Below are 16,493 nucleotides of genomic sequence, written 5' to 3'. Positions count from 1 at the left end.
AAAGATGAAAAAAACGCATGCTGACTTAGCGGAAAAATTTATAGCTGACGAGCCAAGAACCAATTGGCACGACGATACTTTGTGGTTTGTTCGTGAAAAGCGGGACAAGGCGGCGCATGGTTTGCCAGAATGGGAGCAACTAAGAGAATGGGCTTCGCAGATAAAAAATCATACGCTTTCTAATCTTTATAATTATTTAACTGAATTTGAAGAAAAGGCAAAAGCCAATGGAATCATGGTGCATTGGGCTGCTGATGGTGAAGAGCATAATAAAATAATTCACGATATAATCCGCAAACACAAGATTCAAAAAATTGTGAAGAGTAAAAGCATGCTTACGGAGGAATGTCATTTGAATGAATATTTGCAGGAGCACGGAATTGAAGTAGTCGATACAGATCTTGGTGAGCGTATCGTTCAGTTCCGAAAAGAACCACCAAGTCATATTGTATTGCCGGCAATTCACTTAAAAAGAGAGGATGTTAGCGAAACTTTTCATGAGCATTTACAAACAGAAAAAGGAAATAATGACCCACAATATTTAACCGAAGCTGCAAGACAACACTTGCGCCATAAGTTTGTTCAGTCCGAATTAGCGATTACCGGAGTCAATTTTGCCATCGCCGAAACTGGTGGTTTTGTGGTTTGTACCAATGAAGGAAATGCTGATATGGGCGCTCATACCGCTCCCGTACATATTGCCTGCATGGGTTTCGAAAAAATTATTCCCAAAGCCGAACACCTTGCTGTGTTCTTGAGATTATTGGCAAGAAGTGCCACTGGACAACCGATTACCACGTATTCGAGTCATTTTCACAAACCCAGACCTAATCAGGAAATGCACCTTGTCATTGTAGATAACGGTCGCAGCCGACAATTGGGTCGAGAAGACTTCAGAAATTCGTTAAAATGCATTCGTTGCGCGGCCTGTTTCAATACTTGTCCGGTTTACAGACGCAGTGGCGGTCACAGTTATCATACTGCCGTGGCTGGACCTATTGGTTCTATTCTGAATCCAAATTTAGACATGAAAGCCAATGCTGATTTGCCATTTGCATCTACTTTATGTGGCAGTTGTACCAATGTTTGTCCGGTGAAAATTAATATCCATGAGCAGTTATGGAAATGGAGACAAGTTATTGTTGCCGAAGGTTATGTTGCTACAAGCAAAAAAATAGGAATGGAGGGAATGGCTTTTTTATTGTCAAAACCAAAATTATATCGTTTTGCTGGTAAAATGGGTATAAAAATGATGAAAACATTTCCAGCTTTGACTAATAATAAATTAAATCCTTGGTACAAACAAAGAGAAATGCCTGAACCGCCAAAAGAATCATTTAGAGAGTGGTATTTGAAAAATGGAAAAATAAAACTAAAGGAATAGTATGAGTTCAAGAGAAAATATATTGAAGGCTATTGCAACTAATCAGCCTACTTTAGTGCCGCTTCCAGAAATAGAACGTGCTGCTGTCATTAACTATACTGATCATTTTGTGCAGTTTAAAACGGTTTTAGAAAGCATAGGAGGTACGACAGAAATGCTTCCGAATTTAGAGATTTTGAAAGAAAGAATTAGAGTAGATAAAGCTACTGGTAATTGTATTATTGATACCATTACTGGAGAAAATTCTAACGAAGAAAATAATAGTGCTAGTTCAGCTTTTGAATTAGAAAAAGTGGAGCGTGCTTATATCAAAGGAACTGTTGCAGTTGCAGAAAATGGTGCAGTGTGGGTTGATGAAAGTCAAATGAAGAATAGATTGTTGCCTTTTATTTGTCAGCATCTGGTGTTAGTAGTCGATAGAAAGGACATTGTAGCAACAATGCATCATGCTTACGATAAAATTAAGGCGGGAGCTGAAGGTTTCGGAGTTTTTATTGCTGGTCCTTCAAAAACGGCTGACATTGAGCAATCTTTGGTAATTGGTGCACATGGTGCCAGAAGTGCAAAGGTTTATATTATTGAATAAAAAGATGAAAATAAATATCAATATCAATTACATAGGTTAATAGTAATTTTTAAAAAATAAATCTTAATAAAAATATAGAAAGAAATGATAAAAAATTATTCAGGTACAAATCGTTTTAAGCGAACACTATTAAGTTTGGCTTTTTCATCAATTGCATTTTCGGGTTATGCGCAACAAAAAAACTTTGTAGTAATTAATCCTTCAATGACTGAAAAGGAATTAGTGGATATTGCTGCTAATATTGTTCCAACGCCTCAACAATTACGTTGGCAGAAATTAGAATTAACTGGCTTTATTCATTTTGGAATCAACACTTTTACCGGAAGGGAATGGGGAGAAGGTAAAGATGATCCTAAGTTATTTAATCCAACAGCATTGGATGCAAAACAATGGGTTAAAGCCTCGAAGGATGCCGGAATCAAACAAGTTATTATTACCGCTAAACACCATGATGGTTTTTGCTTATGGCCAACAAAAACGACAGAGTATTCCTTGAAAAAAAGTCCTTGGAAAGACGGTAAAGGCGATGTTGTGAAAGAAGTTGCTGATGCTTGCAAAGAACTTGGAGTTGGATTTGGAGTTTATGTTTCGCCTTGGGATAGAAATCATCCTACTTATGGTACCGAGGCTTATAATGATGTTATGGTTGCTCAACTTACTGAATTATTGACGCAATACGGACAAGTAGATGAGGTTTGGTTTGATGGAGCCAATGGAGAAGGTCCTAATGGAAAGAAACAAGTATATGATTTTGAAAGATGGTATGCTTTGATTCGAAAATTGCAACCTCAAGCAGTAATTGCAGTTTCTGGTCCTGATGTACGTTGGGTAGGTACTGAAACCGGACACGGGCGTGAGGAAGAATGGAGCGTAGTCCCTGTTGGTAAAAAGAGTAAAACCGATAATGGTTCTCAAACAAAAGTGGATACGCCGCCAGCAGGAGATATGATGGGCAATGTTTTGGGCAGTCGCCGTCAACTAAAAGATGGAGATGCCTTAAAATGGTATCCTGCCGAAACAGATGTATCGATTCGTCCGGGATGGTTTTACCACGAATCAGAAGACAAAAAAGTTAAAACGCCAGAATATCTAAAAGAGATTTACTTTCATTCGGTAGGAAGAAATGGTGTTTTATTGTTGAATATTCCACCAGACAAAAGAGGTTTGTTTACAGATTATGATGTTAAGGCTCTAAAAGAATGGAGAGGAAAGTTGGATGAGATTTTCAAAGTGAATTTGTTGAAGAATGCAAAAGCCATTGGGAAGGTTAAAAAAATAAAGCCTTTATTAGATGGAAACGATGCTACAGATCATACATTTTCAATGAAAGGAAATGATAATGCAGTTGAAATGGATTTAAAAGGAGAAAAAACGTTCAATGTTTTATTGCTTCAAGAAAATATTAGAAAGGGACAAAGAGTTGAAAAGTTTATTTTAGAATATTGGGACAATAATCAATGGAAAAAAGCAACTGAAGGAACCACTATTGGTTACAAACGATTACTAGAGTTTCCTGCGATAACGGCTTCTAAGGTGAGATTGAGTATTGAATCTGCAAGATTACAACCTGCTTTGGCAGAAATAGGACTTTATTTTGAAAAGAAAAACGAATAATAAAATTATGATTTATAAAAAGTATGCTTTATTGATTTCTATTATTTTAATTGGAATCGAAGGATCGGCTCAGACCAAAATGAGTAAATTGGATTCTATTTTTCTAACCGATAAAATTATCGTTCAGCCAGTTATAAACAAAGGAATTTCAAACTATAAAATGCCAGTTGCTCCCGAAGGTTTTAGCCTGCAATTAATTGGTTCTGATAATCTTTCGGTGGTAACAAAAAGCGGTGCTGTATTTACTCCTTTAAACAATATGAAGGTTAATTTATTGTTTAAAGCAACTAAAGAAAAAGACCAATCAACTATTGAAATTCCAGTTGCTGTTGAGGTCAAAGGAAGCCATTCAAATCAAATGGGAAATGCAAAGCCTTTTGTTATTCCTTCATTAAGAGAGTGGGTGGGAACTGAAGGTAATTTGGTGCTAACAACGAAATCCAGAATTGTGGTGGATGCCAAATATGCAACTACATTAGTGCCAGCCGCAACGGTTTTTCAAAACGATTTATTCGAATTAACTAAACTAAAACCAGCTGTTATTGTAGGAATTCCGAAAGCGGGAGACATTTTTATGTCATTGGATGGAAATACAGCAGAATTGGGAGCCGAAGGTTATTTCCTTTCGATAAAAGAGTATGTTTCTATCCATGCGGCTCAATATAAGGGAGCTTTTTGGGGAACGCGCAGTATTTTGCAAATATTGGAACAAGATGCTACCATGCGTTCGTTACCAAGAGGAATTTCAAGAGATTATCCTAAATATGAGGTGCGTGGTTTTATGCTGGATGTAGGAAGAAAATACTTTAAGATTGATTTTTTACGCGATTATGTTAAGCTGATGTCGTATTATAAAATGGGCGATTTTCAGTTGCACCTGAACGATAATGCATTTGTAAAACATTATAACAACGATTGGGAAAGTACGTATAGCGGTTTTCGATTGGAAAACGAACGTTATCCGCAACTGCCTACTAAAGGTGAATTTTATACTAAGAAAGAATTTATTGATTTGCAAGTATTGGCAGAAAGTTATGGTATCAATATAATTCCAGAGATTGATGTTCCTGCACATTCCTTGGCGATTTCCAAAGCATTTCCGCAAATTGCAAGCAAGGAATATGGTAAAGACCATTTAGACATAAAAAATCCTGAAACGTATACCATTGTAGAAAATATATTCAAAGAATATTTAGAAGGAGAAAATCCGGTATTTCGTTTTAAGGAAGTGCATATTGGCACCGACGAATACGATAAAAAAGAGGCAGAAGCTTTTAGAAAATTTACCGATCATTTTATAAAATACTTGCAGGGTTTTGGTAAGGATGTTCGCGTTTGGGGTGCTTTGACACACGCACAAGGTACTACTCCCGTAACTTCAAAAGGAGTTACAATGAATGCTTGGTACAATGGTTATGCCGATCCTTTGAAAATGAAAGAATTGGGTTATCCTTTAATTAGCACACCCGATGGCTTGTTGTACATCGTTCCTGCGGCTGGATATTACTATGACTATTTGAATATAGAACATTTGTATGCTACTTGGGAACCGCTAACAATTGGCAATGTGATTTTCAAAAGCGGAGATCCTTTTATCAGAGGTGGAATGTTTGCAGTTTGGAATGATGTTGCTAAAAACGGAATCACCGCTCAAGATGTTACCGACAGAGTGTTTCCAGCAATTCAGGTGTTGAGCGAGAAAATGTGGAGTGGCACAAATACGGCAGTCGATTTTAATGATTTTTCAGCTAAAGCCAAAAAAATCAATGAAGGTCCGGGTTTGAATTTAAGAGGAATAATCAAGTCTAAAGATTCTTTGGTTTTGAATTATACTTTGAAAGGAAAGGATCAGATTAAAGAAAAAGAAAGTGTAAAATATGTTTCTGATGGAAAACGCAAAGTGTTACATTTTAAAGAAAACACTAGTTATGCAAAGCTTCCGTACAACGAGATTGGATATAATTATACCGTTAGTTTTAAAATAAATCCTTCCGGAAATAATCCTCCAAATGCGGTACTTTTTCAATCGAAACATGCTACGGTAAAATTAAAACAAGGCAATACATCAAATATCGGTTTCTCACATGAAGGAAAGGATTACGATTTTGGAGTTGCAATTCCTGAAAACAAGTGGACTAGCGTTGCCATTACAGGAGATAATAATTCAACGACATTATATGTAAACGGTGAATTAGCCCAAAAACTTACCAGAGAAAAAATTCCGACCGGCCATAAAAACGATTCGATTTGGGTAATGAAAACCTTGTTTTGTCCTTTAAATACAATTGGAGACAGTCATAATTCTTTTAAAGGAAAAATGAAAGATTTAAAAGTATTCAATACGATTTTGTCAAAAACACAAATTCAAGCCATAAAAGAAGAAGAATAAAATAACTACCAAAAAACCATAACCAAAATGAGAAAATTATTTTCACGCTTGCTGTTTTGTTTTTTTATTTCAATAGGATTGCAAGCACAAACGTACACACCCACTGCTGAGAACTTGGCAGCAAGAGAGGAATTTCAGGACATGAAACTAGGGATGTTCATTCATTGGGGAGCATCGAGCGTCTTGGGTGATGGTGAATGGGTGATGAACAATCGGAACATTGGAGTGAATGAATACGGACGCCTAATAAATGTTTTCAATCCACAAAATTTTGATGCTAAGAAATGGGTAGCTACAGCCAAAGCGGGCGGAATGAAATACATTACGTTTATCACGCGCCATCACGACAGTTTCAGCAATTGGGACACCAAACAATCCGATTGGAAAATTACAAATACGCCTTACGGCAAAGATGCCTTAAAACAATTGGCTGACGAATGCCACAAAGAAGGAATCAAGTTGTTTTTATATTATTCTTTGTTGGATTGGTACCGAAGCGATTATCAATACGAAACTGGGAAAACTGGACAAGGAACAGGGCGAACTCAAAAAAGTGATTGGGATAGCTACATCCGTTTTATGAAGGCACAATTGACCGAGTTGCTGACCGAATACGGAAAAATTGATGGAATTTGGTTTGACGGCCATTGGGATCAATTGGATAACGACCAAGACAAAACTTTAAAATCAAAAGTAGACTGGCATTATGATGAGATTTATAAATTAATACATTCCTTGCAACCGCAATGTTTGATATCTAATAACCATCATCTGTTACCAATTGCTGGTGAAGATTTTCAAGCTTTTGAAAAAGACTTGCCTGGAGGAAATTCGACAGGTTTTGGAGGGCAGTCCATCTCGCAATTGCCATTAGAAACTTGTCAAACCATGAATGATTCCTGGGGTTTTAATATTACCGATAAGAAATACAAATCAACTAAAGATTTAATTCACTATATGGTAAATGCCGCGGGTCTCAATGCTAATTTGTTGCTAAATGTAGGTCCAATGCCGGATGGAACCATTCAACCAGAATTCGTTGCTACTTTGAAAGAAATAGGGGATTGGATGAATGTAAATGGACAAAGCATTTACGGTACCAGAGGCGGAATAATAAAGGCGCAAGATTGGGGTGTAGTGACTAAAAAAGAAAAAACTGCCTATGCTCATATCATTAATACACCGAAGGATAGTTCTTTTATTTTGATTCCACAGATGAAAAATAAAATAGTAAAATGCAATTTGCTCACTACTAAAAAAGCATTAAAATTTAAAGTGAAACCAGAAGGAACTTATGTTTATTTAGAAGGAATTACATTAGATCCTATTGATACGATTATAGAATTACAATTAAAATAAAAAATTTATACAAATGAAACTTATACGATTTGGAGCAGAAGGACAAGAAAAACCAGGAGTTATAATCAACGATAAAAGATACGATGTGTCAGGAATTGTTTCCGATTATAACGAATCTTTCTTTGAGAATAATGGATTAGAAACATTAAAAGCAGCTTTGGATACCAATCCAGTTTTACCAGAAGTAGATGAAAATATTAGATTGGGTTCACCTGTAGCTAGACCTTCAAAAATAATCTGTATCGGATTAAATTATGTGGATCACTGTAGAGAAACAGGTGCACCAATACCAACGGAGCCCATTATTTTTTTCAAATCGACTACTTCTTTATGCGGTCCAGATGATGATTTAATTATTCCAAAAAACAGTACAAAAACGGATTGGGAAATTGAATTGGCTTTTGTGGTTGGGAAAAAAGCGAGCTATGTTGAAGAAGCGGATGCTTTAGATTATGTGGCTGGTTACGCTTTATTGAATGACTATAGCGAAAGAGCCTTTCAAATTGAAATGGGAGGGCAATGGGCAAAGGGAAAAGGTTGTGATACGTTTGCGCCACTTGGCCCCTTTTTGGCTACTCAAGACGAAATCGATGACGTGAATAATATTCCGATGTGGTTGACTGTAAACGGAAAGAAGTTCCAAAATAGTAATACTTCGAATTTGGTTTTCAAAATTCCCTTTTTAGTGCATTATTTAAGTCAGTTTATGACTTTGCTTCCAGGCGATATTATCAGTACAGGAACGCCTCTAGGTGTAGGATTAGGAATTAAGCCAGATCCTATTTACATCAAAGCGGGAGATGTTATTGAGTTAGGAATGGACGGTTTAGGTTCTAGTAAACAAGTAGCGAAAGCGTATACTAAATAAATTATGGCAGCACAAAAATATTGTTTAGCATTAGATTTAATTTATGATGCACAGTTGATGGCAGAATACAAATCCTATCATCAAAATATTTGGCCGGAGATTACAAAAAGTATTAAAGATTCTGGAATTGAGGTGCTTGATATTTATGGCGTGGGTAATAGAATGTTTATGATTATCGAGGCAAATGAAACATTTTCATTTGATGAAAAGTCAAAAAATGATGCCAATAATCCTAAAGTACAAGAATGGGAAGCATTAATGTGGAAATTTCAACAAGCATTGCCTTGGGCTAAAGCTGGCGAAAAGTGGATGCTTATGGAGAAAATATTTGAATTGAAATGAAAATAGACAGCCATCAACATTTTTGGAACTATCATCCTATAAAAGATGCTTGGATAAGTGACGATATGAAAGTGATTCAGCAGGATTTTATGCCTGCTGATTTACTTCCTTTGTTGCAGAAAAACGATATTGATGGCTGTATTGCTGTACAAGCAGATCAAAGTGAAACCGAAACCCGTTTTTTACTCCAACTTGCTCAAGAAAATGATTTTATCATGGGAGTTGTGGGTTGGGTCGATTTTAGGTCGAAGGATATAGAAGAGCGATTGCAGTATTTTTCACAGTTCGAAAAATTGAAAGGTTTTCGGCATATTGTTCAAGGAGAATCTGAGGACGATTTTTTACGAAGAGCTGATTTTTGTAATGGTATAGCGCAGTTGGAGAAGTATAATTTTACTTATGATCTGTTGATTTTACCTAAGCATTTGTCTGTTGCTGCTGAGTTTGTGAAACGTTTTCCAAAACAAAATTTCGTGATTGATCATTTGGCAAAGCCGAATTTTAAGGAAGCTAACTTTACGAATTGGGAAAATGGAATTAGGGAATTAGCAACCTATAAAAACGTATTTTGTAAGCTTTCTGGAATGGTCACGGAAGCGGATTGGAAGAATTGGAAAGCAGAAGATTTCAATTATTGTTTGGATGTTTTAGTTGGTAATTTTGGAATAGAACGATTAATGTTCGGAAGTGATTGGCCGGTAAGTTTATTAGCAGCATCTTATGAGCAATCTTCAGCTATTGTTAAAAATTATTTTTCCAAATTTTCGGAGGAAGAGCAGCATAAAATTTGGGGTGGAAACGCCATTAAATTTTATAATTTATAAAAGGAAACAGAAATGAATTTACATTTAGAAAATAAAATAATTATTGTAACTGGTGGTGCCAAAGGGATTGGTTTGGGGATTTGTAAAGTTCTGGCTTTAGAAGGTGCAATCCCTGTTATTATCGGAAGAAAAGACAGTGACAATCAGCTCGCGATAAAAGAAATTGAAGCTGCTGGTGGAATAGCAAAATCCGTAGTTGCTGAATTGACAAAACCGGAAGATTGTGAAAATGCAATAAAGCAAATTGTTGCTGAGTTTGGTCGTATCGATGGGCTCGTAAATAACGCAGGAGTCAATGATGGCGTAGGTTTAGAAAACGGAAATTACAATTCTTTTATCGAGTCTCTGCATAAAAACTTGGTTCATTATTATTTAATGGCGCATCATGCTTTACCTGAACTGAAAAAATCAAAAGGCAGTATGGTTAACATAGGTTCAAAAACAGCTGATACGGGACAAGGTGGCACTTCTGCTTATGCAGCTTCTAATGGAGGACGTAATGCTTTAACCAGAGAATGGGCAGTTGAATTATTGAAATATGGTATTCGTGTGAATGCAGTAATTGTAGCTGAATGCTACACACCATTATACAATACATGGATTCAAACTTTTGAAAATCCAGAGGAAAAATTAAAACAAATTACTGATAAAATTCCGTTTGAAAACAGAATGACAACAGCTGAAGAAATTGCCAATATGGTGGTTTTTCTCTTGTCCGAAAAATCCAGTCATACTACTGGACAATTGATTTATGTAGACGGAGGTTATACCCATTTGGATCGAAGTATATAGTAGGGTAAAATAATTTTTTACTTTAGCAAAAGAGTTTAAAAATAAATCTTGGAAAGTGTATGATTTATATGCTTACCAGGATTACTGTTGTAGTGCCGTTTTATAAAATCAATATCCTATTTTTAGTAAGGTGAAAATTGAGGTAATAAAAGCTTGACTATGATTTTATTACTCGATTAAAGTGTTTTTATTTGTTTTGCAAAATCGTTTTAGTAAATTCGTTTAATCATAAATATTTAGAAGAATATGAAAAAAATAATACTATTAGCTCTGTTTAGCGGAGCTTTATTCTGTGCCAAAGCACAAAATAAAATTGATCCTAATACGATCAAAGATAAGATGCAATGGTTTGCAGATGCTAAATTGGGAATTTTTATTCATACGGGTATTTATTCAGTAAACGGAATTGGTGAATCTTGGAGTTTTCACAACAAATTAATTTCGCACCCTGACTACATGAAACAAGTAAAGGGATTTACACTTAAAAATTACGATCCTGCTTATTGGGCTGATTTAGTTCAAGAAAGTGGAGCGCGATATTCTGTTATTACTACAAAACATCATGACGGAGTAGCCATGTACGATACTAAAATGAATAATTTAAGTTCTGTAAAAGCCACTCCGGCCAAAAGAGATATGGTAAAACCATTTTTTGAAGAATTGCGTAAACGCAATATAAAAACAGGTGCTTATTTCTCCTTAATTGACTGGACAAATAAGGATTATCCGGGCTTTCTAAAAGACAGTTCACGATACAAAATTGCCAATGATTATGGGAGATGGAATAAGTTCAGAAGTTTTTTTCAAGGACAAATAAAAGAGATCAGCGAGAAGTTTAATCCTGATTTGTGGTGGTTTGATGGAGACTGGGAGCATTCTGCTGAAGAGTGGGAATCACAAAAGGTTCGCCAAATTATGTTGGCTCGAAATCCAAATACAATTATAAACGGACGATTACAAGGGTATGGTGATTATGATACGCCAGAGCAAAATTTTCCAGTTAAAAGACCTACTTTCAAATGGTGGGAATTGTGTATGACTATAAATGACAACTGGGGATACCAACCACAAGATCAAAACTGGAAAACACCTTACGAGGTAATTACCATTTTTGTAGATGCAGTTTCTAATGGTGGAAATCTATTGTTAGATATTGGACCAAAAGAAGATGGAAGCATTCCAGAGCAAGAAGTACATATATTGAAAGAGCTAGGAGCTTGGAATAAAAGAAATGGCGAAGGTATTTTTAATACTGTTGCAGGAATAGATTTGGGACATTTTTACGGACCAACCACATTATCAAAGGATAGTACAACGCTTTACTTATTTGTGTATGGAAAAGCAACCGGACCTTTATTGCTAAAAGGATTAGATAATAAAATTGAAAGTATCACAACCGTAGGAACAGGTGTTGCGTTAACACATAAGGTTGTTGGTAAAATTTCATGGAGTCCAGTTCCAGGATTAGTTTATATTGATTTGCCGGAAAGTGCATTAGATCAGTATGTAACTGTGTTAAAAGTTAAATTAGACAAGCCAATTAAATTATATACAGGACAAGGCGGATTACAATAATTACTAACAGATTGAAAGCAAAAAAAAAATAAAACTAAATTAATTAATATGAAAAAGAGGCATAGATTACAGTTGCTGATAAGAGTTCTAGTAGGGATAAGTTTAACTGTTCCTTTTCTAACTATAGCACAAAATAATAAGACTATTGAAAGAATGGGTGCTGTAAATACAGAATCATTCGATCAAGGTTGGTTGTATTCCCGTTATGGATTACAACCTGACGGAACTAGAGTGGAGGAGCCAAAAAATCTTGAAAGTACAAACCAGAAAGATGCAACATGGCAAAAACTAAATCTTCCTCATGATTGGGCGATTGCAGGACCTTTTCGTAGTGATATTACTGGCGAAACAGGAAAGCTCCCATGGAGAGGAATAGGATGGTATCGCAAGCATTTTACCGTATCAGCTGACGATCAGGGAAAGCAAATTTTTGTCGATTTTGACGGGGCGATGGCTAATGCCAAAATTTGGTTAAACGGTCAGTACGTTGGAACATGGCCATATGGTTATAGTTCTTTCCGTATGGATTTAACGCCTTATATAAAAGTAGGTCAAGAAAATATAATCGCTGTACGTCTTGATACTGAAAATTGGGATTCTCGTTGGTATCCAGGAGCTGGAATCTACCGTCACGTATGGTTGGTAAAAACAAATCCAGTTCACGTAGGACATTGGGGTACTTATATCACAACTCCAGAAGTGACAAGTAAAAAAGCTACAGTAAAACTGGCAGTTACGGTTGACAATCAATCGGATAAAAAAGTGAATGCTTTAGTACAAACTAGTTTTTTTGAATTAGATATAAATAATAAACCAACGAAAAAAGTGACTGCAACTAAAGCGGTGACGGTTGCAATAAATCCAAATTCTAATGTAGTCACTGAAACTCAAACTGCTGTTTTGAATCCAAAATTATGGGATATTGTGGCTCCAAATCGTTATGTGGCGCAAACTACTGTTAGCATTAACGGAAAATTAGTAGATAGCTACAATACACCTTTCGGGATTCGTACGATAGAATTTTCTGCGACTAAAGGTTTTCTTTTGAATGGTAAGAAAGTAGTAATTAATGGAACTTGTAATCATCATGATTTAGGAGCCCTAGGAGCTGCTATAAACACTAGTGCCTTGAGAAGACAATTGAAAATCCAAAAGGAAATGGGAGTAAACTCTTTGCGTACTTCACACAATCCACCTGCTCCCGAATTATTAGAATTAGCAGACCAAATGGGATTTTTAGTATGGGATGAAGCTTTTGATAACTGGAAAGTTGGTAAAAAGAAAAATGACTACAATAAAATTTATGACGAATGGCATGAGAAAGATTTGAAAGCACTAATACACCGCGATCGCAATCATCCATCTGTATTTATTTGGTCGATAGGAAATGAAGTGCCACAGCAAAGAGATGTCGAAATAACGAAACATTTGGCTGATATTGTAAAAAGAGAAGATCCTACAAGACCAGTTTCTAATGGATATAATGATCCAGACGCAAGCCGCGAAGCAGGTGCGCCAGTTTCTTTAGATTTGATGGGTGTAAACTATTTCTTTAGTCAACAAGCAAAATGGGAAGCTGATCCACGTTATAAAGATATGCCTACTCTAGGAAGTGAAACTGCTTCGACAGTAAGTTCTCGTGGGGAATACTTTTTTGGTAATGATTATCAAAATTGGCAAATATCATCGTACGATACTGCCCATCCAGGTTGGGGATGTACTCCAGATGAGCAATTTAGAACGAATGCTAAATTTCCAAAAATGTTAGGGGAATATGTATGGACAGGTTTTGATTATTTAGGAGAACCTACACCTTATAATTCTGATGATACGAACCTGCTTAATTTTAGATCAGATCCTTCTAAAGTGGCTGAATTACAGAAAAAGTTAGAAGAAATTAAAAAGAAAAATCCGCCGTCAAGAAGTAGTTATTTTGGAATTATCGATTTAGCCGGTTTCCCAAAAGACCGTTTTTATAGCTATCAATCTCAGTGGAAACCAGAATTGCCTATGGCGCATATTTTACCGCATTGGAACTGGAAAGAAAGAATGGATTCGATTACTCCGGTACATGTTTACACTTCAGGTGATACAGCAGAATTATTCTTAAATGGAAAAAGCCTTGGTAAGAAAACTAAAAAACAAGGAGTAGATTTCCGTTTGATTTGGGATGATGTTAAGTATGTTCCAGGTGAATTGAAAGTAGTCGCGTATAAAAATGGGAAAAAATGGGCAACTGATGTAGTGAAAACTACAGGAGAAGCTTCAAAACTAGCGTTATCAGTAGATCGTAATACTATTGCAGCTGATGATGTTGATTTTGCTTTTATTACAGTAAAAGTTACTGATACAGCAGGTTTAACAGTTCCTCGTACGCATCCGTTAATAGAGTTTTCTATTGAAGGTGCTGGTGAAATTGTGGCAACCGATAATGGCGATGCAACTAGTTTTACTCCGTTTCAAAGTCATGAAAGAAATGCTTTCAACGGTATGGCTTTAGTAATTGTAAAAGCTAAAAAAGGGCAAAAAGGAAAGTTTACTGTAGTTGCTAAAAGTAATGGATTAGAGACTGGAAAAGTTACAGTTTCTGTGAAATAGAAAATCAATAAATAGAATTTAAAGGCGTGTTTTTCTCCAATATAGATAGGTTCTGTTTTGGAGTAAAATACACTTTTTTACTATAAATAGTTCTGTAGTGATTCAATTTATTTGAATCTTAAATAGATTTGCAATAATGGTATTTACGTATAAAAGGCAATTGTCATTGATACCTCTCAGCTTTTGTATTTCTATATGTTTTTTGGCTTATGGGATAAAAGTACAAACAAGCGATTGCTTACAATTTTATAAAGCACTGAAAGACTAGTTCAATTTTATTTCATTTGTTAAAATTATACTGTAGTTGTAAATCGCTCAAAATACTGCTAATTAGCTTGTGCCAATAATAAACTGGTAGGCACTGTTCGACGATTTGTTTAAAATGTTTTATATTCGATTTGTATTGTCAAGTATTAATAATTAAAAATGAAAAATATGGTTAAATCATTATTGTTTTCGCTTCTTTTATGTAGTGCTATCTCTTTTGCACAAGAAGTAAAAATTATTCCTCAGCCGGTGGAAGTTACTACAAACGTAGGAAGTTTTGTCATTAGTCCAAAAACCAGCTTGGTTGTTTCTAGTAAAATCGATGAGGCTAGTGCTTCTTTTTTGAATTTGTATTTGTCAGATTATTATGGTTTTAAACTACCAATCGTAAAAAAGGCAACTAAAGATTATATCAAATTTAATAGCCTTAAAAATATCAAAGGTTTAAAAGCGGAAGGGTATAGCTTAAAAAGTGATAGTAAAGGAGTTGTAATTGAAGGTAATTCTGATATTGGTACTTTTTACGGAATGCAAACCTTGATTCAATTGCTTCCAGTTGAAAAAAGCAATGCTCTGAAAATAGCAGCAGTTACTGTAAAAGATGAACCTCGTTTTGAATATAGAGGGGCTATGCTAGATGTAGCGCGTCATTTCTTTCCAGTTTCTTTCGTTAAAAAATACATTGATTATTTAGCGTTGCATAAATTGAATTATTTTCATTGGCACTTAACTGAAGATCAAGGTTGGAGAATTGAAATTAAAAAATATCCAAAATTGACTGAAATTGGTTCTAAGAGAAATGGTTCTATTGTAGGTAGATATCCTGGGACTGCAAGTGACAATACTCCAGAAGGTGGATTTTATACGCAAGAGGATGTGAAAGAAATTGTTAAGTATGCTGCGGATCGTTTTATTACGGTAATTCCAGAAATCGAAATGCCAGGTCACAGTAGTGCTGCAATTGCTGCGTATCCTATGTTAAGCTGTTTTCCAGACGAAAAAACAGAAATTCCAGCTAATGTTATCTCTGAAAAAAGTAAGCAAGAATTGGCAAATGGAAGAGTGAAACTAGTTCAAGAAACTTGGGGCGTTTTTACGGATGTATATGCACCCACTGAATACACTTTTAAATTTTTGGAAGATGTTCTTGATGAAGTAATGGCTTTATTTCCTTCAAAATACATTCACGTTGGTGGTGATGAATCTCCAAAAGATGCTTGGAAAAGAAGTGCATTTTGTCAGCAATTAATAAAGGAAAAAGGTTTAAAAGATGAACATGAATTGCAAAGCTATTTTATTCAACGTATGGAAAAATACATTAATAAAAATGGTAGAACATTAATTGGATGGGACGAAATCCTTGAAGGTGGGCTTGCGCCAAATGCAATCGTAATGAGTTGGAGAGGTGAAGCAGGAGGAATTGCTGCTGCTAAAGAAAATCATCAAGTGATTATGACTCCTGGAAGCCATGTTTATCTTGATCATTCACAAACCAAGAATGATAAAGAACTTACTATTGGAGGATTAACTTCATTGGAAAAAATTTACAGCTACGAGCCTGTTCCTAAAGAATTGAATGCAGAACAAGCAAAATACGTTTTGGGAGCTCAAGGAAATGTTTGGACAGAATATATGGAAAATCCTGCCAAAGTAGAGTATATGATTTTTCCTCGTTTGAGTGCATTAAGCGAAGTATTATGGTCACCAAAGAAAACCAAAAACTGGCCTGATTTTCAAATTAAAATTGAAACTCAGAAAAAACGCTATGATATGTGGGGAGCTAATTATTTTAAAGAAAATAACGCCTTAGATGTGGTGTTGCCAAAAAATGAAAATAAAATAAAAATGTAAATTTGAACTAATTATTAAAATAAAATGCCCTCCAATTTTTTGTG

The 16,493-nt window shown here is 35.5% G+C and carries 12 protein-coding genes; all 12 read left to right on the top strand.

Translation table 11 applies throughout. The features are described 5' to 3' along the window. Nucleotides 1–4: 4 nt before the first annotated feature. The 12 genes from LNP27_RS13985 (at nt 5) to LNP27_RS13930 (ending at nt 16,449) form a co-directional block, all read left to right on the top strand. Entirely contained in the window at nt 5–1,384 is a 1,380-nt protein-coding gene (locus tag LNP27_RS13985) for a lactate utilization protein B (RefSeq protein WP_229942252.1), read from the top strand. A 1-nt stretch (nt 1,385) separates the two neighbouring features. Next, the gene (locus LNP27_RS13980; protein ID WP_229942251.1) at nt 1,386–1,970 is read left to right on the top strand and encodes a LutC/YkgG family protein; all 585 of its coding nucleotides are present in this window, start codon (nt 1,386–1,388) and stop codon (nt 1,968–1,970) included. A gap of 84 nt (nt 1,971–2,054) precedes the next feature. Continuing rightward, the gene (locus LNP27_RS13975) at nt 2,055–3,584 is read left to right on the top strand and encodes an alpha-L-fucosidase (RefSeq protein ID WP_229942250.1); all 1,530 of its coding nucleotides are present in this window, start codon (nt 2,055–2,057) and stop codon (nt 3,582–3,584) included. A gap of 7 nt (nt 3,585–3,591) precedes the next feature. Next, on the top strand, nt 3,592–5,973 hold the full coding sequence (locus tag LNP27_RS13970) for a family 20 glycosylhydrolase (protein WP_229942249.1): 2,382 nt from the start codon (nt 3,592–3,594) through the stop codon (nt 5,971–5,973). A 27-nt stretch (nt 5,974–6,000) separates the two neighbouring features. Then, nucleotides 6,001–7,332 (top strand): alpha-L-fucosidase, encoded by a 1,332-nt coding sequence (locus LNP27_RS13965; protein ID WP_229942248.1) that lies wholly within the window; start codon nt 6,001–6,003, stop codon nt 7,330–7,332. Between the two features lie 13 nt (nt 7,333–7,345). Further along, complete coding sequence (locus tag LNP27_RS13960; protein WP_229942247.1) at nt 7,346–8,200, top strand: fumarylacetoacetate hydrolase family protein; 855 nt, start codon at nt 7,346–7,348, stop codon at nt 8,198–8,200. Between the two features lie 3 nt (nt 8,201–8,203). Then, nucleotides 8,204–8,542, top strand: coding sequence for an L-rhamnose mutarotase (locus tag LNP27_RS13955; RefSeq protein WP_229942246.1), 339 nt, complete (start codon nt 8,204–8,206; stop codon nt 8,540–8,542). Further along, entirely contained in the window at nt 8,539–9,366 is an 828-nt protein-coding gene (locus LNP27_RS13950) for an amidohydrolase family protein (protein ID WP_229942245.1), read from the top strand. Before LNP27_RS13955 ends, LNP27_RS13950 begins: the two co-directional genes overlap by 4 nt. Nucleotides 9,367–9,378: 12 nt before the next feature. After that, complete coding sequence (locus LNP27_RS13945) at nt 9,379–10,158, top strand: L-fucose dehydrogenase (RefSeq protein ID WP_229942244.1); 780 nt, start codon at nt 9,379–9,381, stop codon at nt 10,156–10,158. A 246-nt stretch (nt 10,159–10,404) separates the two neighbouring features. Continuing rightward, nucleotides 10,405–11,733, top strand: a complete 1,329-nt coding sequence (locus LNP27_RS13940; RefSeq protein WP_229942243.1) for an alpha-L-fucosidase — start codon at nt 10,405–10,407, stop codon at nt 11,731–11,733. Between the two features lie 48 nt (nt 11,734–11,781). After that, nucleotides 11,782–14,331 (top strand): beta-galactosidase GalB, encoded by a 2,550-nt coding sequence (gene galB / locus LNP27_RS13935; protein WP_229942242.1) that lies wholly within the window; start codon nt 11,782–11,784, stop codon nt 14,329–14,331. A gap of 435 nt (nt 14,332–14,766) precedes the next feature. After that, the gene (locus tag LNP27_RS13930) at nt 14,767–16,449 is read left to right on the top strand and encodes a beta-N-acetylhexosaminidase (protein ID WP_229942241.1); all 1,683 of its coding nucleotides are present in this window, start codon (nt 14,767–14,769) and stop codon (nt 16,447–16,449) included. The last annotated feature ends 44 nt before the right edge of the window (nt 16,450–16,493 follow it).

It is taken from the genome of Flavobacterium galactosidilyticum (genome assembly GCF_020911945.1).
GTDB lineage: Bacteria > Bacteroidota > Bacteroidia > Flavobacteriales > Flavobacteriaceae > Flavobacterium > Flavobacterium galactosidilyticum.
This window is presented reverse-complemented; position numbering and strand designations above follow the sequence as displayed.

What these genes read in the sequence shown, in the direction of transcription:
- LNP27_RS13940 (WP_229942243.1), top strand. Translation starts at nt 10,405, where the DNA reads ATGAAAAAAATAATACTATTAGCTCTGTTTAGCGGAGCTTTATTCTGT.
- LNP27_RS13975 (WP_229942250.1), top strand. Translation starts at nt 2,055, where the DNA reads ATGATAAAAAATTATTCAGGTACAAATCGTTTTAAGCGAACACTATTA.
- LNP27_RS13955 (WP_229942246.1), top strand. Translation starts at nt 8,204, where the DNA reads ATGGCAGCACAAAAATATTGTTTAGCATTAGATTTAATTTATGATGCA.
- LNP27_RS13985 (WP_229942252.1), top strand. Translation starts at nt 5, where the DNA reads ATGAAAAAAACGCATGCTGACTTAGCGGAAAAATTTATAGCTGACGAG.
- LNP27_RS13980 (WP_229942251.1), top strand. Translation starts at nt 1,386, where the DNA reads ATGAGTTCAAGAGAAAATATATTGAAGGCTATTGCAACTAATCAGCCT.
- LNP27_RS13970 (WP_229942249.1), top strand. Translation starts at nt 3,592, where the DNA reads ATGATTTATAAAAAGTATGCTTTATTGATTTCTATTATTTTAATTGGA.
- LNP27_RS13930 (WP_229942241.1), top strand. Translation starts at nt 14,767, where the DNA reads ATGGTTAAATCATTATTGTTTTCGCTTCTTTTATGTAGTGCTATCTCT.
- LNP27_RS13945 (WP_229942244.1), top strand. Translation starts at nt 9,379, where the DNA reads ATGAATTTACATTTAGAAAATAAAATAATTATTGTAACTGGTGGTGCC.
- galB (WP_229942242.1), top strand. Translation starts at nt 11,782, where the DNA reads ATGAAAAAGAGGCATAGATTACAGTTGCTGATAAGAGTTCTAGTAGGG.
- LNP27_RS13960 (WP_229942247.1), top strand. Translation starts at nt 7,346, where the DNA reads ATGAAACTTATACGATTTGGAGCAGAAGGACAAGAAAAACCAGGAGTT.
- LNP27_RS13950 (WP_229942245.1), top strand. Translation starts at nt 8,539, where the DNA reads ATGAAAATAGACAGCCATCAACATTTTTGGAACTATCATCCTATAAAA.
- LNP27_RS13965 (WP_229942248.1), top strand. Translation starts at nt 6,001, where the DNA reads ATGAGAAAATTATTTTCACGCTTGCTGTTTTGTTTTTTTATTTCAATA.